This window comes from Parabacteroides hominis, from assembly GCF_014287585.1.
Taxonomy (GTDB): Bacteria; Bacteroidota; Bacteroidia; order Bacteroidales; family Tannerellaceae; genus Parabacteroides; species Parabacteroides hominis.
The window spans coordinates 126,436-146,168 of the sequence record NZ_JACOOJ010000006.1 but is presented as its reverse complement, the minus strand read 5'-3'; the positions used below and the strand labels follow the sequence as shown (position 1 = coordinate 146,168).

Sequence of the window (19,733 nt, the reverse complement as noted above, 5' to 3'; positions counted from 1 at the left end):
AGGCACGGATTACACGGATTTCACGGTTTAAATATGTTTTGAAAAAACTTCTTGCCGTGTAATCCGTGAAATCCGTGCCTAAAATATAGGTTCAGTTTTTCTTAGATTATCCTCTAAATACCTCCTGGTTATTTTATTTAATCAGGGTTCACACTGTCCGGGAGACTCTGTAGATCAGCATGTTGCTGTGAACCCTGTGAATGCAAGATAAAAAAAGGCGGGATTGATCGATAGGATTGGCTGATCGTAAACCGGTTTCACAGCCTTCACAACAAATCGCTGGCCATTAGACTTTTACCGCCGTGAACCCTGTTTTCAATTTTCTCATATAAGGGTTCGGAATTGGTTCCTGTCCCATAAAATATAGGTTATAGGCTAAAAAACACAGCCTTTAGCCTGTCCGGGAAAAGCCTATAGGGTAGCAGGAAAAAGGTCGGCATCTATCCGGTAACCGATGCCTGTCTTTTCGGGAAGCGACAGGCATCTATAGGAACAACTTCACATAAGAGCTTTGAGTCTGATAGACGCAGATTAAAATAAATAAACAGGATTTCTTGACGCGGATTTCGCGGATAAGGCGAATTAAACACCTGATACATATTTCTTATCCGCGTTATTCGCGAAATCCGCGTCAAAATTATATTTGCGTCTATCAGACTCATATTTTAGCAAAAGTGAACCATTTATGCAATGGAATATTTTGTTGCGGTTACCCTGATAGAACTTGGGAGATTTGAAATTATGAATATTTTTTCGTTATCTTCGCAACAGAATAAAGCAGAATCGTATGAAATATCCTATCGGAATACAGAGTTTTGAGAAAATACGCCTTGGCGGATACGTCTATGTGGACAAGACCGCATTGATCGATATGCGGCATCACCCAGGAGGAGATTCACGCCAACTTTGAAAAGCCGTTACAACTACTTGCTGCGGCAAACAGCACCTCCTATGAAGATGTATGCCTCCGCCTGAAAGACTGCTATGACGGATATCACTTCGTGGAAAACGGTACAGATATTTACAATCCGTTCAGCCTGCTATGCACGCTTGACAGCCTGAAATTCAAAAGCTATTGGTTCAATACAGGTACACCTTCCTTTCTTGTGAAGCTACTGAAGGACAGCAACTTCTGCCTGCCGAACCTTACCGATGAGGGGGTTACCGCAAAGACTCTTACGGACGTGGAGTCGTTCAAGGACAATCCCATTGCTGTGATCTATCAAAGCGGATACCTCACGATAAAAGGGTATGAGGAACGATTTGAGACCTATCAGTTAGGATTTCCTAACAAAGAAGTAGCAGAAGGTTTCATCAATTATTTAGTGCCTTATTATACACCTGTCAAAGATACAGAATCCACCTATTATGTGGTGAATTTTATCAACGATGTTGAGAAAGGGAACCCCGAACAATTCATGAAACGCCTTGCCACCATGTTTTCCGACACGGACTATAAAATTGTGGGCGATGCTGAACTCTACTTCCAGAACGCTTTTTTCATCGTGATGCGCATGTTGGGGTTCTATACCAAAGTGGAGCGTCCCACGAGCGAAAGCCGCATGGATATGGTCATAGAAACAAAAGACTACGTCTATATCGTGGAGTTCAAATTGGACGGAACACCCGAAGAGGCCCTGAAACAGATTGAGGAAAAAGGATATGCCAAGCCGTTCGCCATGGACAGCCGGAAACTGTATCGCATCGGTGTCAACTTCTCGTTGGAAAAAAGATGCATCGACAGGTGGATAATTGAATAGGGTGTGATTCTGAAGAAATGGCCATATCAGTACTTATTGTATAAATCGAACAGAAAAACAGCCCAAAATCACGAAAAATTGCCGATAAGCCTTCTCCTGTCAATGAATTTTAAGCCTATGAAAAAGGTTAAATATGGGTTGTTGCCGTGAAGTGCGCAGTTTTTTCCCGCGACGACCGTCTTTATCGCCATGACGACCGTCTTCGTATAGGGTGAACCCGGCAACTCGGAGCAATGAAGACGGTTGTCATGGCGATGAAGACGGTCGTCGCGGAAACGAGATGCCGGTACTCAAAAAATACCCCTCGATCATTTACCATATTCCCCAACTCCCCGCCACACTCTCTCAAATATTCGATTCTCCGGAAGTTCGGTTTTTCCCGAATGTCGCAAATACCAGAAAACAGATTGACAAACGGCAGGCTATTTCCACTGTATCGGCAGATTATTTGCCGACATATCACAAAAGACACCATTCTCATGGACAAAAGTCAGTCCGGAACTGATCTCTTTTTTATCTGAAATAGATAAAAAGGAGGCTTATTGTAAAAAACGTTTCTTATCTCACTCCCGATTATAGAGCTAACGTCTGAACTTGGCTTTCAGCAAATCGGAAAACGTCTTATAGATATTTTCCCAACGCTCATGGCAAAGCAATATAGACAAAGCTTTAAAATAGCCTTGCCGACCAAAATATTTACGGCACTCCGTCACACGAAAATAGCTATATACATATTTGTCCTTACGTCCGATAATCCTTAAAAAACGATTGAGACGGCACGCAACAGATACGCGTGCAAGTAAGTTCTTCAGCACCGGAGCATACTGTAAAGAATCTCCCCTGACTGTGGCACAATAAATGGAGGTGGAGCAAGCCGTTACCTTATGAGCGTAGTAATCGACATAAGCCGAAAACATGACATCATTTGCTGCTGGGGTTTCATCAAAACGAATACGATTTTCCTGCACCAACTTCGTAGAAACCATTTTTGCCCACGGTATATCATTGCGATATTTCAAAAGTTCCAGATCCATATTTTCTGCAATAATTTCATAATTCCATTGACGTGATGGAACAGATTTCAATGTATTATCAGTACTTTCTGCACGAAATGTAATCAAATCATAATCCGTATTACAATACATATCCAAAGTATCCAGAAAATTTGGAAGGAAGAAATCATCGGCATCTGCAAAGATTAACCATTCGCCTTTCGCACGCTTAAGTCCGCAATTTCTGGCATAACCAGCTCCCTTTCCTTCCTTTGTCAAAATAATCTCTACATCATCTCTCTCCTTCCCGGGAAAATGCTCAAAATCCACTATATCGGGAGAACTGTCGTCATCTACAACAATAATTTGCACATCATTTCTTTGGGGAATGGAGTCTAAGCATCGTTGCAACAGTTGCGGGATGTTTTTGTGAGGAATAATCAGAGTATAAGCACAATTTAGCATAGTATCCATATTCATCAATAATCAACGATAATGTTTTGGTCCATAAAAGACCGGACTTATATTCCAACGATATAATGAAATACCTCTACGGTCCTCTAAATAAGGGGACAAAACCTACCTTAAAAAGACAACACATATAAATATCATACAAACTATAACAATGATACACTAAAAAGAATTTACCAACACAATCACCCTTACACACTGGATGATAAAAAAGACGGACTATCTCTTCATTTGTTTTTATGAGCTTCTTCAAATGCCGTAAACGTACTTTCCTATTGACTGCCGATTTATTATATATTTGATAATCGGTCTTCAAGGCACGCTGGAATACTTTCATCATTGCTGTAGTCACATTAGGCAGCATCGCCATTGGGATACCAAAAACTTTCGATAATATCCGCACTTTCTTTTGATATTCCATAAAACAAAGATACTCCATATCAAAAGGATGAAGTAATGCAGATAAAGAAGATGAATACTTAACATATGCATATTCCTGTGCACTACCTATCACCAAGTAATCTATATGTAATATATAATCGTACATGAAAAGAAGATCTTCACAAAAACTTATTCGCTCGTCAAAACGGATATCATACTGCATCAACAGGCTTCTATCATAAAGCTTCGAACACGAAAACCCAAATTCACCTAAATCATATTTTTCCCATATCTCCCCTATATGTTCGAAATCAACCGCAATAGGGGTAAAACATTTTCCGCCTTCCATTCGATTTCCTTCAGGGGTATATAAGACAAAACCTTGAATCACCAATCCACGCTTACCATCAGTTTTCCGAACATCATTTAACAAACAATACAGGTAGTCTTTCTCTACCCAATCGTCAGAATCCACAAATGCAATATATTCTCCTCTCGATTGCATAATGCCGTTATTACGAGCAGCACTCACTCCCTTATTAAGCTGATGAATCACCTTGATGCGATTATCTTTTTTCTTCCAGTCATCGCAGAAAACACCCGAACCGTCAGTGCTTCCATCGTCAATCAATAGAAGTTCAAAATCTCCAAAAGACTGATTAACAATGCTGCTAACACATCTGGACAAATATTGTTCATTGTTATAGACTGGAACAATAACAGACAATATAGGTATATCATTCTTCATAATTCTATTTCTCTATAGCCTTTTCCTAATAAACCTAATAATACTCTTATTTTGTGTATTTGCCATTTAAAAACTCTATTCAAACTTCTTGCCGGCTTGAATTTCTTCCAGGGAGACAACTTCAAGTATTTATAGTATTCGAAGCATAAAGGATTATCACACGGGTAAATCCATGGCTTCCAAGCGCAGGTGTAATGCACCACAACCCGTTTCTTTATTTCCATATCTATGGATTTAATCATGTCAGGAGTATAAAAAGGCAAAGGACGCATCAATGTATTCATCACATTCCAACGATAGGGAAGCGACATCCAATGGGCGTGAAACAAAATATTGAGTAGATCTTGATCGTGCCATAAAAGGATGTCAGCCTTGTTCTTCGTTATCTCCACCGCCTGTTCAAAGATATTTTCCTTGCGCCAATAATCCAAATTAATGAGCAACAACCCGGTATTGAAATAGCAGTCTGCAGATGGAAGAGACAACCTCTCAAATGTTTCAGGCATATAGCTGAGATTGTCCTTCACCGCAGCCAGAGCAAATCCGGACAAGTCCGTATTCCAAAGGGGATGCAAACTTCCCGTCACAATCATGTCGCAATCCAGATACAAAACCTTAGTCATCTTTTGAGGAAGTAAATCAGAAAGCATCAGACGATAATAAGCAGCTATCGAAATGTGGTCTTTGGCACGCACAGGAAAATCCTTGAATATATTCCGGTTCATTTCATAAAAAACTACATTCTGCTTATAGTTGTTTTCTATTATTCGAGAGAGTATTTCCTTTTTCTCCGCCGATATATTATCAGACAACAGATGTACCACAATACTTTCGTTTCTATTATTCTCAAAAATAGAAACCAACAAAACGCCCAAATGCTGCACATAGGCATCATCTGATGCCAAAACTATATGTATATCACCCGACTTCACTTTCACTTTTTCTGCTTTCCCCACATTCAACAAACAAATCATTCTCCTTTATGCTGTCCTTCCATGCTCCGTATGGATAAACTTCTTGTTAGCTCCCTTTAAGCGGAAAAGGTTCAGGAACATATTTAAAAACGTCTCCGGCAATTCCATAATAGCAACGAATAGTTGCCTTGTATATAAACTCTTTGGGATAGCTAACAACAAGGAAACTATCAGTAAACAGAATAAGCCCCACCACTTCAAAGAGACCGGTCTGGAAATACACGTAATAACCAAGGCTATGATAAACGTTTCTCCCAAGAGAAGCAGGCGGGGAATACTCATCTGTTGGAACAGTTTATCACAAAAATCCCAATTTCTACTCAACAAGGCAGCCGGCACATCGCCAATAAACTCTCCTAAGTAATGAATTTGTGCCGACAGCCACCGCCTGCGTTGGCTGGCAAAATCCCGGCAGTTCTGAACCTTCTCATCCAAGACATAGGTATCCGGCAAATAATCGATGCGTTTGCCTGCTTTAAACAAGGTAAGTTCCAAAGCCCGGTCGAAACCGCCGATCGCATGTATATCGGAGAGCACCTTCTTGATCAGCTCGAAATCAAAGACCATACCCGAACCGATCAGGGCGGCCGACAAGCCCAAGTTCACATGCCCTTGCCTGAAAATGCTGTTATTGATCTCCTCGCTTACGGCATCGAGGTAGGCAAGGCTTGTATTCTTATTCTTGGCAGTCCGGTGCGTCTGGTAGCCGACGATGTTTCCTGTGAAAGGAGCTGCATTGATTTGGTTGAGATAGTCGGGACCTATGACGTTATCCGCATCCAGGATCAAAGCCAAATCGTAGCCCGAAAGATGGCTCATGGCTAAATTCAACGCCTTCGCTTTCGTACTGTTCTCGAAACGGACAACCTCCAAAGTAAGGGGCAAGGCCGACAGCCTCTCGTTCGTTTCCGGCTCCATCCGATCGGAAATAACCACCACTTCATACCGGTCACGCGGATAATCCTGTCGCAGGCAAGATTCTACACATTCCATGATCACCCGGTCTTCCTTATAGGCCGGAACCAATATGGCGATACGGCGAAAAGAAACGGCCTCCTTCTCTCTCTTCCCTCTCTTCTCTCGTTTTCCGAACACAGAAGCAAAGCTGAAAACGATCACATACAATATGTTGACGGAGAAACATACAAACAAGATGATCTCCAGTATTCTTATCAGTAACATATCCTGTCTTTATAAATTTTGAAAATAGCTGATTGTCTTTCTTAGCCCTTCATCCAAAGAGACAGAGGGCGTCCACCCGTGGAGCTTTTCCTTGGCAAGCGTAATATCCGGCTTCCGTTGTTTGGGATCGTCGGAAGGCAAAGGACGGAAAACGATTTCCGAACGGGAACCCGTGAGGCGGATGATATGCTGCGCCAGTTCAAGCATCGTAAACTCGTCGGGATTGCCTAAGTTGACCGGACCCGTAAAACTGTCCTCGGTCGACATCATGCGGACCATCCCCTCTACCAAATCATCCACATACTGGAAACTGCGGGTCTGATGTCCGTTGCCGTAGACCGTTATATTCTCGTTATTAAGAGCCTGAATGATGAAATTAGACACGACACGACCGTCATTGATGGCCATATTCGGCCCATAGGTATTAAAGATGCGGATAATTTTAGTTTTCAGCTTCCTCTCCCGATGGTAGTCCATGAAAAGCGTTTCGGATGCCCGCTTGCCCTCGTCATAGCAACTGCGGAGACCGATCGTATTCACATTTCCCCAATACGATTCAGGCTGCGGATGGACGAGCGGATCGCCATACACTTCACTGGTCGAAGCTTGCAAAATACGGGCACGCTGTTCTTCCGCCAAGTCCAGCATATTGATAGCCCCCAAGATAGAGGTCTTGATCGTCTTAATCGGATCATGCTGATAGTGGATCGGCGAAGCCGGACATGCTAAGTTATAGATTTCATCAATCGTTGAAGTCGCTTTATAGGGAATGGTCACATCGTGTTCGACCAATTGAAATCCGGGATACTTAAGCAAGCCGTGCACAAAGTTCTTCGAGCCGGTAAAATAATTATCCAGGCAGATTACCCTGTTTCCTTCCTCCACTAATCGCTTGCATAAATGCGATCCTATAAATCCAGCTCCCCCGGTCACCAATATAGATTTCATGTATTTTTACCCTTTAGATTCGTTTATTTTTTAAATCGTCAACAAATGTAATGATTTGTTTCAAGCAAAATCCAAAACATATTGATTATTTTATATTATTAAAAACATTATCCCTTCATTTATAGGGGATGGAAGAAAAATTAAGTACATTTGCGGCATTTGGAGTAATATAATTTATGCAAAATACTGTATGGAACAGATATATCCCCTCTTCGCCTTCTTGTTTTGGTTCGGACTGTTTATCGTCTTTTATACCTATATCGGTTATGGAATCCTGCTCTACCTCTTAGTCGGTATCAAAGAAACAGTCAAAAAGAAGACCATCCGGGCCCTTCCGGACCCCCTGCCCGACGTGACGCTTTTCATCGCCGCCTACAACGAAGAAGATATCATCCTGAAAAAGATGGAAAACTGCCGCGCCCTCTCCTATCCTGCCGATAAGCTGCATATCGTATGGGTGACCGACGGGTCGAACGACCGCACGAACGAGCGGCTGGCAGCCTATGAAGATGTCACCGTCCTCTTCAACCCTGAGCGGAAAGGCAAAACGGCCGCCTTGAACCGGGGAATGCAATACGTCTCGACGCCCTATGTCGTTTTTACGGATGCCAACACGATGCTGAATACGGACGCCATAAAAGAGATCGTCCGCTGTTTCTCGAACCCCGAAGTCGGCTGTGTGGCAGGAGAAAAAAGGGTAGATACACAATCCGCCCAGGGAGCGACTGCCGGGGAAGGCATCTATTGGAAATACGAATCGGCCTTGAAAGATTTGGACGACCGCCTTTATTCGGCTGTCGGTGCGGCAGGCGAACTATTCGCCATACAAACCCGCCTGTTCGAGCAAATGCCGTCAGACACCCTGTTAGACGACTTTATCCTCTCCCTCCGCATTGCCGCCAAAGGTTATAAGATTGCCTACTGCAAGGATGCCTATGCCACAGAGACAGCCTCCCTGAACATGAAAGAAGAAGAGAAACGGAAGATACGGATAGCAGCCGGCGGCCTGCAATCGGTCTGGCGTCTTAAGGGCTTGTTCAATATTTTCCGCTACGGCACGCTTAGTTTCCAGTATGTCAGTCACCGTGTGTTGCGTTGGACGCTTACCCCGTTGATGCTTTTCTTGCTGCTGCCGGCAAATCTCGTCCTCGCCCTGACGGGAAATCCTTTTTATATAGGAGTACTCATCCTGCAACTGTTGTTTTACGCCGCCGCCTATGCCGGTTACCGGATGGAACAACGGAACCTGCGCAATAAACTGCTGTTCATCCCCTACTATTTCATCTTTATGAATATAAATGTTATCCGGGGATTCTTCTACCTGAACAAGAACAAAGGGAACGGGGCTTGGAGCAAGGCTAAAAGGGGACCGTCCACCCTGCAATAAGACGTGGTGATAAGCTGATAATAAACACTTTAGTCCTTAAGGAACTCTGGTTATTAATAGTGACAAAGATAAAAGATTTCTATTTATAATCTGTCATTTCCTCTTCTTATTTAGGGTCTATCATAAAATTTCCCTACGATTTTCATTCCCGGAAAGCCGGTACACCTATTTTTTCCGGTATTTCAAGCCCGATTTCAGAACAAAAATTATACTAAATAAAACCCCGAAGTTAACACAATTTTTAAAGCATCGCCTACAAGCAAGTAAATCAAGCTGTTTTTTATCATTCTTTCAAGGTTGCCAGAGTTCCTTAAGAACTCAAATAACAGCAACAATCATGGCAACTAACGAACCGAAGATGCGTAGTATCACCGGAACACTTACCCCCCTGATGCTTACAGAACGTGACGACGACTACTCTTTTAACGTTACCTACACGGCAAATCGTACGATTAAAGACATTTGCCAATTATGTGCAAAAAAGGGCAGCAAATACTCCGCCGCCGAATTGGAGGCGAATTATAACGAATTATTGGAAATGGCGAAGGAAGAACTCTACTCTGGTTCTACCGTAGAATTCGGTTTCACCAACAACGCAGTCGGCGTAGACGGGCCGCTCACCGGAACCAAGCCGAAGTTCGATCCGGCGGTCAACAGTGTCACGCTCCGTTCCACACCACGTGCGGAAATCAAAGCCGACCTGAAAAAGATCAACGTCATTGTCGGCGAGATTGCAGTCAGCCTGCCCACTATCAAGGGAATTACAGATATCACCAGCGGCCAGACAAACAGCAAACTGACTCCCGGAGGCCTTCTGAACGGTACAGGTGAACGCACCAAAATCGCCGGTGAAGAAGGCGATCCCATCGGATTCTTTTTCGTCAACAGCAAAACAGAAGCTGAAACAGCCGTGCCCACAACCTCCCTCTCCCGTAACGATCCGTCAAACTTCTCGATGCTCATTCCACAATTGACCGATGGCACTTATTACCTGGAAGTAGCAACACGTTACTCTACCGGGAAAAGAGGAACCTTGGTAAAAGAGGTGCGCCGTACCCGTTTCCCATATCTCCTTACAGTCGGAAACGGAGGAGAGGAGGAGCGGCCAGGGGAATTGTAAGCTCACCGCAGGCGTCCATCGCCGGTGTACGTCGACCGAAGCGTCGATGTACATCGACAGGGGCGTCGATCCATTCCGACCGAGGCGTCGATGCACGTCGACCGAGGCGTCGATCCGTATCGACAGTATCAGGAAAATCTTCCATCACTACTCAATTGAACAATACAACATGATACATCAACCAATATAACAGTAAGAACATGATTATTTCAGCAAATAAAAGGTATAGGGTTCTCTTTTTGCTAATCTTCCTATTACAGACATTTTTTATTAACAGGCCAGTCCTTGCCGGACGCACCGGCCAGCGACCCGCCACCACTAACGAATACACAGAACGCCCTTTGTTCATTGAAGCCTATCCGTTAGAAATCGCAGGCATCAGTTCCATAGCCCTACTCCTCTTTCTGTACATCCTGAAACAACGTAAACATAGAAAGGAACTGCGAAAGATCCGCGCCGAGCTATCGATCGCCCTCGACGCCGGCTTTATGGCAGTATGGCGGTACAACGTCAAAAACGACACGTTCAAGACCGTACACCGCAGCACCATACCGAGCAACGGCATGACAGTTGCCGAAATGGGAAAGCAGATACACCCGAAAGATTTAGAAAAGTATAAAGACTTCATCCGGACTCTGAGAAGCGGGCAAGAAGAGCAGAAAAACGGCATTTTCCGCCTTTATACCGACAAAGGGGAGCAATGGTACGAAGTATATGCCATCGGCCTGAAAGATAAATACGGGAAAGTCAGCCACATCATCGGCACGGAACACAATATCACGGATATGATGGAACAGAAAAACATGTATGAAAAAAACAAACAAATGTTGGATTTCATCTTCGAAGCAGTCAATATCATGCCGTGGGAGTATGATGTGGAAACACAGACGTTCAGCGTCAACAACGTCTTTGTCGAACGGCACAATTATCCCGGCAACTCCATCCGCATCGATAAGCTCACGCAATACTCGCATCCTTCCGACAAGCATCTCCTGAGCGAGGGGATTGAGAGCATGGTGAAGGGGACAAGCAATCTGATGATCATACAAATGCGGACAAAAGCCCCCAACAGGGACGAATACAGATGGTTCGAAATGCAGGGGGTCGTCTACCGCCGTAACGAAGAGGGTGAAGTGATTAAGATCATCGGCCTCAAACACGATATTACCGAACTGAAACACACGGAGGAACTAATCCGGCTGCGCGAAAAGGCAGAAGAGTCCAACCGCCTCAAAAGCGCTTTCCTTGCCAATATGAGCCATGAAATACGGACACCGCTCAACGCCATCGTCGGATTCTCCAGCCTGATGACCGAAACCGAAAACAAAGAGGATTTACGCGCATTCAATAAAATAATCCAGACAAATAACGAAATGCTTCTCCGCCTTATCAACGACATACTGGATATGTCCAGGATCGAAGCCGGACAATTGGATTTCAAATTCTCGGATGTCGACCTCAATGAGCTGGTACAAAACTTAGAAAAGACCTTCCGTTTCAAAATAAAACAAGAAGTCCTTATTGCTTTAGAACTCCCCCAGGAAACCTATTTCCTCCATACCGAGAAAAACCGGCTGACACAGGTTTTATCCAATTTCATCAGCAATGCCTGCAAATACACGTCCGAAGGAACCATAACCATCGGATACGAGGTTGAAGAAAAGCAGGTTTACTTCTTTGTCAGGGATACGGGCAAAGGCATAGCTAAAGAGAATCTTCCGCATGTCTTCGAACGCTTTGCCAAGTTCGACGCTTTTGTACAAGGCACGGGCTTAGGGCTCTCCATCTGCGAACTGATCGTTCAAAACCTCGGCGGCGAGATCGGTGTGGAATCGGAATTAGGGAAAGGCTCGACATTCTGGTGCACGCTTCCCATCGTGCATCCGAAACAGGAAAAAACACAGCGCAACGCTATCTGAATACAAATGACGCTATCCGAACACAAAATAGGGAGGCGTATCAAACCCGCCCTTTTTGATACGCCTCCCGATATCTTCAGGCCCCTATGCCTTCCTATGCATGCATAACCAGCAACGGCGTGTCGGTGTGGAACAGCATCTTACGGGCAATAGAAGGATTGAACATGCGTGCCAGGATATTCCGGCGATAGGTGCTGAGAGCGATCACGTCGATATGCTCGTCACGCACAAACTTTTCGATCGCCAACAGCAGGTCGCCATCGGCCAGCACCGTATGGGTGATATGGGCCTCCGGATATTGCTTCTTGAAATATTCGTTGACACCGGTCAGGCGTATTTCATTCCATTCGTCCTTGCTGGTCGAAATATTGAACAGGTGGATATGGGCATCGTACGGTTTGATGATTTCCATAAACTCATCGAAAGCCACCAGGTCGCGCTGGTTGAAGGAGGTGGCAAAAGCAATATTCTTAGCTTCGCTCAAATCTTCAAACGGCACGTTTTCAGGAATGGCCAGGACGGGAACCTTATTCACCTCGATCACTTCCCCCGTGACGCTGCCGATCAGATCCATGTCTTTCTGGCTCTTTCCACGAGTACCCATCACGATCAACGACGGATGGTATTCCTTGCTGTAAGCGATGATCTCTTCTTCCGGCAAACCTTCGCGCAGGACATAATTGTATTTCACCTTGGGGAGTTCGCCCGACCGCATCTTACGGTTGATCAACGTACAGATATTTTCCATGTCGATCTGAACACGCTTCAGGACATTCTGTGCCGTCTCTTCCTCGTTCACCTGATAGGCCAGCGTGTCGCCCATCGGGATAGCGGACGGGAAATAGGGACTGAAATAGGCGTGCATGATCATCACTTCGGCCCCGACTTTATGGGCATAATTGATCCCCAATTCACACGCTTTGATAGAGTAGTCGGAAAAGTCTATCGGTATCAATATCTTCTTTTCCTGAGGGCCGGCTTTTTCCTCCTGTTCGGCATCTTCGCTGAGCCATTTGCTGTCTTCGATGATACGCAAAGCATGAGGCAGATCGCTTTCTTTAATTCGCACACGTACACCAGCCGAAACTACCGGTTGGATTTGGTTTACATTATGTATGTAGACTTCAATCCCCTCTGTTTCAAGCATCGTCTTGAGAATCTGAGCTTTCTCGAACGTGTGAATCGCTAACGTTACTAATTTATCTTCCATACTCGTGTGTTTTTATGGATTAAACAATCGGAAATTACTAAATGTTGAGTAAAAAAAAATCCCACAGCGTCTTTTTATATTCAGCTATGGGATTTCTTTGTGAGAATGAATTTCTTTACGCCTGCTGTGCTTCCGATACTTCTTCGTTTTCAGCAAGTATCTGCAAAGCACGTTCGAATATTGTGGTATCGTCCAATACTACCAAACCTCCGTCAGGTCCGGGTTCAATATGTATTCCACAACTTTTGCCATCTTTAAAATTGTGCCCACCGAAATAATTACGAACAGTCTCTACAGAGATTCCTAATTCATCAGCAATACGGTGAGTACTTCCGTCAGGCAGGCTGTCTTTCAGTCTGCGAAGTTCATTAAATGTAATAGTTTTTGTCATGGCTTCCTTATTTTGAAGGTTAATACTTTGTTTAATTTCGTGCCACTAACTTAGTCATTATAAATTACAGCGACAAAATTATTCCGTGTAAATAAATATGCTTTACGACATGTATCACTTATGCAGGCAAGCCGCAAGCGGTACATTAAAAATGACAATAATCAGGATCGTCACATATATGGCATAGACTATGAGACGAATCCGTTTCTTCGAATACAACGGTTCATGGTTGTTCACTGCCGCAGGCAATAGCTTTGAACGGCTGAAAGAATAGAGCTTGTAAACCAGGTAGCCGAAGAACACGCCTGCAATGGCGCCCGGCACGATATCCGAAATGAAATGGACTCCGAGATAAACCCGCGTATAAGCGGTAAGCGCCGCCCACAGAAAGATCGTCCATCCGAACAACTTATCCCGCATTATCAATGCCATAAGAGTTGCAAAGCCGAAAGCGTTCGCTGCATGGCTGGAGATAAATCCGTAAAGTCCTCCCCGGTAACCGAAGACCGTTTTCACCTGATCCATAAAATCAGGATGATGAGTCGGACGGAAACGGGTAAAGACAGGCTTACAGATGTGGGAAGCAAACTGGTCGCACAACGTAACGACCAATACGATCGCCAACAAGATCAGCAACGATTCGCGCCAGTTCTTTTTATAAATCAGGACCAGCAGGATCAGAAAGGCTAACGGCAGCCAAACTGCCTTTCCTGTGAAGATCCACATAAAACGATCCAGAAAAGCAGAGTCACTGCCGTTAAGCGCAAAGAACGCGTCGCGTTCGTAGATTAGTATTTTTTCAACCATAGGATAGATTTCTGTGCCGGATATTTAAATGATTTCAATGTCTTTGCTCGGCATCCATCCTACATTTCCATCTTCCATTTCTATTTCATTCCAGTCTCCCAACTTGCTTTTGATGGAAACCTTTGTTCCTTCATGCAGAATAAACAAGTCGGTTCCGCTTGCATCGGGAGAACTTTTCACCGTGACCGTCGGAGCAAATACGATCGCACTCTTCCGGTTTACCAACTCGCTCTTCTGGTTTCCGGCAAAGATATTGGCAAAGATCACCAATACCAGGAATACCAGCCCCAGGTAAAACCCTATCTTTTTCAAATGGATCCACTTGGAGAAGAAGAACAGGATCAGGCAGCCGATAAAAAGGATAAAGCAAACGATACCGGTCTGTGCCCATGAATCGGCAGCCCCCATGTTCTGGACCTTGTCGAACCAACGATGGAGGAAGAAATCGCCCACCGGCTCGATCTTGTCGACAGACTTCTGGCGTGCCAGCTGCAAGTTGAAACGGATATCCCCGTCTCCCGGATCCAGCAGCAAAGCCCGTTCGTAATTCAGGATGGCCGGAGCAATCTTGTTCTCCTTATAATAGGCGTTCCCTAAGTTATAGTAGATCTCAGCCGATTCGCCATGAGTTTTCAGAAGCCCTTCGTAGAGTTCGATAGCCTTGCCATAGTCTTCTTTCGTATAGGCAGCTTCCGCTTCTTTGATCGCTGCCTCTTGGGCAAATGCTCCTAAGGCGACGAATTGAGCCAGGAGGAAGAATACGATCTTTTTCATATTTATATTCATCTTCATCGCGTTACTTTTTAATTGTATTTTCCATTTTGCCAATGGCATCTACTGTCAGTTCATATAACTTATCCATCGCATCCGAAGCCTGTGCCGGAGCATAGCGGGCAAACTCGCATGTGTTCAGGATATCCATAAATTCTTTGATCAACGCGTCGTCCACACCGTACTTGGACAATTCTACTTCAACATTATCCTTTGTCAGGTTGGCCTGCGGGATGCTCAGCTTGTCACTCAGGTAGCCCCACAAGGCGCGAAGCACTTCATCATAGAATTCTTCTTTCTTGTTTTCCTTCATCAGCTTGCCGGCATTTTTCAGACGTTTTACTGCCATCTTATTGGCTTTCTTCGTACGAACCAATGCCAGGTTGGAGTTCTCTTTCACCTGCTTGCGGTAGATGAAGAAGAAGACGATGAACAGGATTGCCGGGATCAGATAGCACATATAGTACATGAATGAACCGAAGAACAATTCATTATTCGGAACGAAATGAATGTTGTTCACCTTCAGGTAGCGGATATCCTTACCCAAGTATTTAACGCTTTCCTTGTTGCTGAAGTTAGAAACGACAGGAGACGTTCCCCCACCCTTGCCCTGCTCTACGTGTAGCTTGTACGGTTCGGATGTAATCGTCTTATAAGAATCGGTCTTCGTATCGAAATAAGAGAATGCGATAGCCGGAATTTCGAAATCACCTGCATAACGCGGGATTGCCATATATTCGATCGTCTTCGTACCGGAAGAACCTGCTGTGGTAGTCTTGATGTCTACCTCCACCTTCGGATCGTACACATCGAAATCGTTCGGGAAGACAACTTCCGGATTCTTTACCAGCTTGATGTTCCCATTGCCGGAAATTTTCACCTTCACAGTAACGGCATCGTCTGTCTTTACGTTATTGGAACTGATGCTGGATGTCATAGTGAAGTTACCTACCGCACCGGAGAATGAAGCCGGTTTGCCCGACGGCAACGGTTTAACATCGATCGTTACAGGAGGAGTAGTCAATTCTTTCTTTACATCTATATAAGACGACGAACCGAAGAAATCGTCGAATACACTGCTTCTTTGTCTGGCCGGTCCAGGCACACGCAAAATAATATCCAGTTTCCCGGAAGGGATCGTAATCTTCCCTGAGCGTTGCGGGTACAGCACTGTTTGTTTTATAATAGCAGTCCCGTAGTTCTTTCCCTTATAGTTTTCCATCACCAACTGCTTATTTTGCGGCAGTTCTACCTCTTGGGCAAGGAAGCCTGTAAATTCAGGGAACTTAGGCTGGTCAATACCTCCGATATCTTTTCTTACATATAATTTAAACGTAACCAAAATACCTTCCTGTTCATATACATTCCGTTTAGAAACATCAATTGTCAGAAAGGCATCGTCCTTACTGATTCCAGTACCGGTCGAACCTCCCTTAGTTGCCTCTTCCGCCTTATCGGGAGGAAGCACTTTTATCACTAATGCGTTAGATGTGTAATTGGCGCCTTTTACCTTGATTGTTGCCGGTGCGATGTTGAAAGTACCCTCTTTCTTCGGTTGGAGGATATAGGTAAACGTCAATGACGTTTCGGTGGTCATTTTACCGTTAATAATCTGGGTACTCATATTTGTGGAAGTAGACGGGCCTATCAATACCTCGAAGTCCGGTATTTCCGGTACACGTATATCCTTACCTTCCGCATTCACCGTGTACGACAATCTGAAAGTTTCTCCCATAACGACAGCTTCCGGAGCAGAAGCCTTGAACGTCACATCCGCCGCTCTGGCTACCACTCCGAAAGTTGCAAAGAGAACAAATAAGAAAACTAATTTCCTCATTCCTCAATCCTTATTTTTTAATTCTTAATTCTTAATTCTTAATTTTCAACTACCACTCCTTATCCGTGCGACGGCGCTGTTGCTGCTGAGCCTGCGCTTTCTTCACCTTCTCCTGAGTGTCTTTTTCATCCTGCAGGAAGGCATCCAACATCTGCTGGGCGTTATCCTTGCTCATCTGCTCTTGCTGCTGCGGTTGTTGTTCCTGTGTCTTATCCTGCTTCTTATCATCCTGCTGTTGTTGCTGATCCTGATTCTGCTGCTGTTGATCCTGTTTATCCTGATCTTCCTTCTTGTCTTCGTTCTGATCCTGATTTTGATCTTCATTCTGCTGATTCTGCTGATCCTGCAACAATTTTTGTGCCAAAGCCAAATTATAACGTGTCTCATCATCTTTCGGGTTCAGGCGCAAAGATTGTTTGTAAGCTTCGACACTTTTGGCATACTCTTTATTCTGCATGCCAATATTTCCGACATTATGATAAATTTCCGCCAGGCGGGCTTTGCCTTCGGGCGTTTCGACCATCTTCTCCCCCTGTCCGGCTATCAGCTGGTACTGCTCGGCAGCTTCAGGGAATTTCTTCTGCTTATACAGGGCGTTCCCCAGGTTATAAGTTCCTTCGGATGAACGCGGGTTCACTTCCAAACTTTTCCGGTAGGCGATTTCCGCCTCGGTAAACTTTTCCGTCTCATAAAGTTTATTCCCCTCCCGCACATTCTTACGTTCCGCTTTCTGGGCAAACACCGCTCCACTGCAGAACATGAATGCCGCCATCCATATAATCGATTTTCGCATACATTTCATCTTGTCCATAGCATTAAGAGAATAATTTTACTTTTCTGAATATACGGTTCTTGCGGTCCAGCGTCATGAAGTCCACCAAAAGCAGGATCAATGCGATCCAGGCAAACGTCTGGAAACGTTCGTCATATTCCGAATAGACTTTGCTGTCCAGTTCCGATTTATTCATTTTATCGATCTCCTTCTGAAGTGCACGAAGCGCAGAGTTCGTGTTGTCGGCACGGACATACGTTCCGTGGCCTGCTGCAGCGATCTCCTGGCACATCTCTTCATTCAGTTTCGTGATCACGACATTTCCTTCCTTGTCCTTCATATAATTGTTGCTGCCGTCTACGGGGATCGGAGAACCTTTCGGATCGCCCATGCCGACAATGTTCACATGAATGCCTTTTTCTGCTGCTGCAGCAGCGGCCTTCACGGCATCGTCTTCGTGGTTCTCACCGTCGGTAATCAGGATAATCGCCTTGTCCGACGTCTCGCTCGGCGTAAAGGAACGGACAGCCAGGTTGATGGCTGAACCGATCGCCGTACCCTGCGTGGAAACCATCGACGGGTTGATGGAGGACAGGAACATCTTGGCCGAGACATAATCGGATGTGATCGGAAGCTGCGTGAACGCATCTCCGGCAAAAACGATCAGCCCGACTTTATCATTCGAGAAACCGTCAGTCAGTTTGGATAGCATCTGTTTGGCCTTGGACAGGCGGTCGGGCGAAACATCTTCCGCCAACATCGAATTGGATACGTCCAGACAAACCATGATCTCCACTCCCTGACGTTTCACTGTCTCCAGTTTGGAACCGAACTGCGGCCCTGCCATAACTATGATAACCATCACGATGGCTCCGAACAACAGCCAAAACTTCAGATGCTGACGCTTGGGAGAAACCTCCGGCATCAAATCTGCCAACAATTCGGGATTACCATATTTCTTGATTGCCTTCTTCTTCAGGATGATTGCATACACATAGAACGCAACCAAAGCGGGAAGCAGGAAGAGCAAGTATAAAAAGTCCGGATGTGCAAAACGAAACATAAGCCTTTTATATTTACGGTATATTTCTTAACAATGTATTTCTCAATAATATCTCGACCAGCAACAATGAGAACAACAGGATCGCCCAATTCTTGTACTCTTCCTGCTTTTTACTATATTCCTGCACGCTGATCTTCGTCTTCTCCATCTTGTCGATTTCCGAATAGATCGCCTTCAGGCTGGCATTATCCGTCGCACGGAAATACTGTCCGCCGGTCGTAGCAGCAATCTGTTTCAGAGTCGGCTCGTCGATCTCCACGTCGACATCCATATACTGGACACCGAAGGCTGTCTGGAACGGATAAGGCGCCTTGCCCTGCGTCCCGACACCGATCGTATAAACACGGACCCCGAACGTCTTCGCAATCTCGGCGGCCGTCACCGGAGCGATCTCGCCCTGGTTGTTCACACCGTCCGTCAACAGGATAATCACCTTCGACTTGGCCTGGCTGTCCTTGATACGGCTGACTGCATTCGCCAACCCCAGGCCGATCGCCGTCCCATCCTGGATAATACCCGGCTGGACATCCTTGAAGAGGTTCAGCAGAACCGTATGGTCGGTTGTCAACGGGCATTGCGTGAAACTCTCCGCCGCGAATACGACCAAACCGATATTATCGTTCGGACGGCCGTTGATGAAGGCGGACGCCACGTCTTTGGATGCCTCCAGGCGGTTCGGCTTCAGGTCCTGCGCCATCATACTGGTCGAGATATCCATTGCTAACACAATGTCGATACCTTCCGTCGAAGAATTCTGCCAACTATTAGTCGACTGCGGACGCGCCAATATCACGATCAGGACAGCTACCGCCGCCATACGCAAGATGAAGGGGACGTGCCGGAGCCAGACTTTCCAGGAGCTTGCCCCCGGAGCATCGAAACCCTCCGTAGACGATACCTGCAAACTTGCCTGATTCTTGCTCAGTTTGTAGACGTACCATCCGATCATCGGGATCAGCAACAATAACAAATACAGATATGTAGGATTTGCAAATATCAT

18 protein-coding genes are annotated in these 19,733 nt (G+C 45.1%); 5 read left to right on the top strand and 13 right to left on the bottom strand.

What is annotated here, in order from left to right:
• Nucleotides 1-787: 787 nt before the first annotated feature.
• On the top strand, nt 788-910 hold the full coding sequence (locus H8S65_RS21295; RefSeq protein ID WP_293730340.1) for an AAA family ATPase: 123 nt from the start codon (nt 788-790) through the stop codon (nt 908-910).
• A 91-nt stretch (nt 911-1,001) separates the two neighbouring features.
• Nucleotides 1,002-1,760, top strand: coding sequence for a PD-(D/E)XK nuclease domain-containing protein (locus H8S65_RS05410; RefSeq protein WP_302430624.1), 759 nt, complete (start codon nt 1,002-1,004; stop codon nt 1,758-1,760).
• Between the two features lie 581 nt (nt 1,761-2,341).
• Here H8S65_RS05410 and H8S65_RS05405 read toward each other — a convergent pair.
• From H8S65_RS05405 to H8S65_RS05385, 5 genes are all read right to left on the bottom strand, one after another.
• The gene (locus tag H8S65_RS05405; RefSeq protein ID WP_255489040.1) at nt 2,342-3,226 is read right to left on the bottom strand and encodes a glycosyltransferase family A protein; all 885 of its coding nucleotides are present in this window, start codon (nt 3,224-3,226) and stop codon (nt 2,342-2,344) included.
• A 76-nt stretch (nt 3,227-3,302) separates the two neighbouring features.
• Entirely contained in the window at nt 3,303-4,352 is a 1,050-nt protein-coding gene (locus H8S65_RS05400; protein WP_186928989.1) for a glycosyltransferase family 2 protein, read from the bottom strand.
• The gene (locus H8S65_RS05395) at nt 4,349-5,326 is read right to left on the bottom strand and encodes a glycosyltransferase family 8 protein (protein ID WP_186928988.1); all 978 of its coding nucleotides are present in this window, start codon (nt 5,324-5,326) and stop codon (nt 4,349-4,351) included. The genes H8S65_RS05400 and H8S65_RS05395 overlap by 4 nt, the downstream gene beginning before the upstream one ends.
• Nucleotides 5,327-5,332: 6 nt before the next feature.
• Complete coding sequence (locus H8S65_RS05390; RefSeq protein ID WP_186928987.1) at nt 5,333-6,508, bottom strand: glycosyltransferase family 2 protein; 1,176 nt, start codon at nt 6,506-6,508, stop codon at nt 5,333-5,335.
• Nucleotides 6,509-6,517: 9 nt separating this feature from the next.
• Nucleotides 6,518-7,456 (bottom strand): UDP-glucuronic acid decarboxylase family protein, encoded by a 939-nt coding sequence (locus tag H8S65_RS05385; RefSeq protein WP_186928986.1) that lies wholly within the window; start codon nt 7,454-7,456, stop codon nt 6,518-6,520.
• Nucleotides 7,457-7,646: 190 nt separating this feature from the next.
• Here H8S65_RS05385 and H8S65_RS05380 point away from each other — a divergent pair, with 190 nt between their 5' ends.
• From H8S65_RS05380 to H8S65_RS05370, 3 genes are all read left to right on the top strand, one after another.
• Complete coding sequence (locus H8S65_RS05380; RefSeq protein ID WP_186928985.1) at nt 7,647-8,843, top strand: glycosyltransferase family 2 protein; 1,197 nt, start codon at nt 7,647-7,649, stop codon at nt 8,841-8,843.
• A 337-nt stretch (nt 8,844-9,180) separates the two neighbouring features.
• On the top strand, nt 9,181-9,963 hold the full coding sequence (locus H8S65_RS05375; RefSeq protein ID WP_186928984.1) for a DUF4469 domain-containing protein: 783 nt from the start codon (nt 9,181-9,183) through the stop codon (nt 9,961-9,963).
• A 341-nt stretch (nt 9,964-10,304) separates the two neighbouring features.
• Nucleotides 10,305-11,882 carry a PAS domain-containing sensor histidine kinase gene (locus H8S65_RS05370; RefSeq protein WP_255489039.1) on the top strand — a complete coding sequence of 526 codons (1,578 nt, stop codon included), beginning with the start codon at nt 10,305-10,307 and terminating at the stop codon, nt 11,880-11,882.
• Nucleotides 11,883-11,976: 94 nt separating this feature from the next.
• Here the strand turns inward: H8S65_RS05370 and H8S65_RS05365 are convergent, their stop codons facing one another.
• The 8 genes from H8S65_RS05365 to H8S65_RS05330 form a co-directional block, all read right to left on the bottom strand.
• On the bottom strand, nt 11,977-13,092 hold the full coding sequence (locus H8S65_RS05365) for a universal stress protein (protein WP_186928983.1): 1,116 nt from the start codon (nt 13,090-13,092) through the stop codon (nt 11,977-11,979).
• A gap of 115 nt (nt 13,093-13,207) precedes the next feature.
• Nucleotides 13,208-13,483 (bottom strand): hypothetical protein, encoded by a 276-nt coding sequence (locus H8S65_RS05360; RefSeq protein ID WP_008153583.1) that lies wholly within the window; start codon nt 13,481-13,483, stop codon nt 13,208-13,210.
• Between the two features lie 114 nt (nt 13,484-13,597).
• Nucleotides 13,598-14,290, bottom strand: a complete 693-nt coding sequence (locus H8S65_RS05355; protein WP_186928982.1) for a phosphatase PAP2 family protein — start codon at nt 14,288-14,290, stop codon at nt 13,598-13,600.
• A gap of 24 nt (nt 14,291-14,314) precedes the next feature.
• Nucleotides 14,315-15,082, bottom strand: coding sequence for a tetratricopeptide repeat protein (locus H8S65_RS05350; RefSeq protein ID WP_186928981.1), 768 nt, complete (start codon nt 15,080-15,082; stop codon nt 14,315-14,317).
• Nucleotides 15,083-15,086: 4 nt separating this feature from the next.
• On the bottom strand, nt 15,087-16,898 hold the full coding sequence (locus H8S65_RS05345) for a BatD family protein (protein ID WP_186928980.1): 1,812 nt from the start codon (nt 16,896-16,898) through the stop codon (nt 15,087-15,089).
• 49 nt (nt 16,899-16,947) lie between these two features.
• A complete protein-coding gene (locus H8S65_RS05340; RefSeq protein ID WP_186929024.1) occupies nt 16,948-17,700 on the bottom strand; it encodes a tetratricopeptide repeat protein in 753 nt (250 codons plus the stop codon).
• 13 nt (nt 17,701-17,713) lie between these two features.
• Entirely contained in the window at nt 17,714-18,733 is a 1,020-nt protein-coding gene (locus tag H8S65_RS05335; protein WP_186928979.1) for a VWA domain-containing protein, read from the bottom strand.
• Between the two features lie 13 nt (nt 18,734-18,746).
• On the bottom strand, nt 18,747-19,733 hold the full coding sequence (locus H8S65_RS05330; protein WP_186928978.1) for a vWA domain-containing protein: 987 nt from the start codon (nt 19,731-19,733) through the stop codon (nt 18,747-18,749).

Excerpts from the sequence above, each read along its gene's own strand:
- H8S65_RS05385 (WP_186928986.1), bottom strand. The coding sequence starts at position 7,456 with ATGAAATCTATATTGGTGACCGGGGGAGCTGGATTTATAGGATCGCAT.
- H8S65_RS05380 (WP_186928985.1), top strand. The coding sequence starts at position 7,647 with ATGGAACAGATATATCCCCTCTTCGCCTTCTTGTTTTGGTTCGGACTG.
- H8S65_RS05340 (WP_186929024.1), bottom strand. The coding sequence starts at position 17,700 with ATGAAATGTATGCGAAAATCGATTATATGGATGGCGGCATTCATGTTC.
- H8S65_RS05365 (WP_186928983.1), bottom strand. The coding sequence starts at position 13,092 with ATGGAAGATAAATTAGTAACGTTAGCGATTCACACGTTCGAGAAAGCT.
- H8S65_RS05355 (WP_186928982.1), bottom strand. The coding sequence starts at position 14,290 with ATGGTTGAAAAAATACTAATCTACGAACGCGACGCGTTCTTTGCGCTT.
- H8S65_RS05350 (WP_186928981.1), bottom strand. The coding sequence starts at position 15,082 with ATGAAGATGAATATAAATATGAAAAAGATCGTATTCTTCCTCCTGGCT.
- H8S65_RS21295 (WP_293730340.1), top strand. The coding sequence starts at position 788 with ATGAAATATCCTATCGGAATACAGAGTTTTGAGAAAATACGCCTTGGC.
- H8S65_RS05390 (WP_186928987.1), bottom strand. The coding sequence starts at position 6,508 with ATGTTACTGATAAGAATACTGGAGATCATCTTGTTTGTATGTTTCTCC.
- H8S65_RS05330 (WP_186928978.1), bottom strand. The coding sequence starts at position 19,733 with ATGATATTTGCAAATCCTACATATCTGTATTTGTTATTGTTGCTGATC.
- H8S65_RS05405 (WP_255489040.1), bottom strand. The coding sequence starts at position 3,226 with ATGGATACTATGCTAAATTGTGCTTATACTCTGATTATTCCTCACAAA.
- H8S65_RS05345 (WP_186928980.1), bottom strand. The coding sequence starts at position 16,898 with ATGAGGAAATTAGTTTTCTTATTTGTTCTCTTTGCAACTTTCGGAGTG.
- H8S65_RS05375 (WP_186928984.1), top strand. The coding sequence starts at position 9,181 with ATGGCAACTAACGAACCGAAGATGCGTAGTATCACCGGAACACTTACC.
- H8S65_RS05400 (WP_186928989.1), bottom strand. The coding sequence starts at position 4,352 with ATGAAGAATGATATACCTATATTGTCTGTTATTGTTCCAGTCTATAAC.
- H8S65_RS05395 (WP_186928988.1), bottom strand. The coding sequence starts at position 5,326 with ATGATTTGTTTGTTGAATGTGGGGAAAGCAGAAAAAGTGAAAGTGAAG.
- H8S65_RS05360 (WP_008153583.1), bottom strand. The coding sequence starts at position 13,483 with ATGACAAAAACTATTACATTTAATGAACTTCGCAGACTGAAAGACAGC.
- H8S65_RS05335 (WP_186928979.1), bottom strand. The coding sequence starts at position 18,733 with ATGTTTCGTTTTGCACATCCGGACTTTTTATACTTGCTCTTCCTGCTT.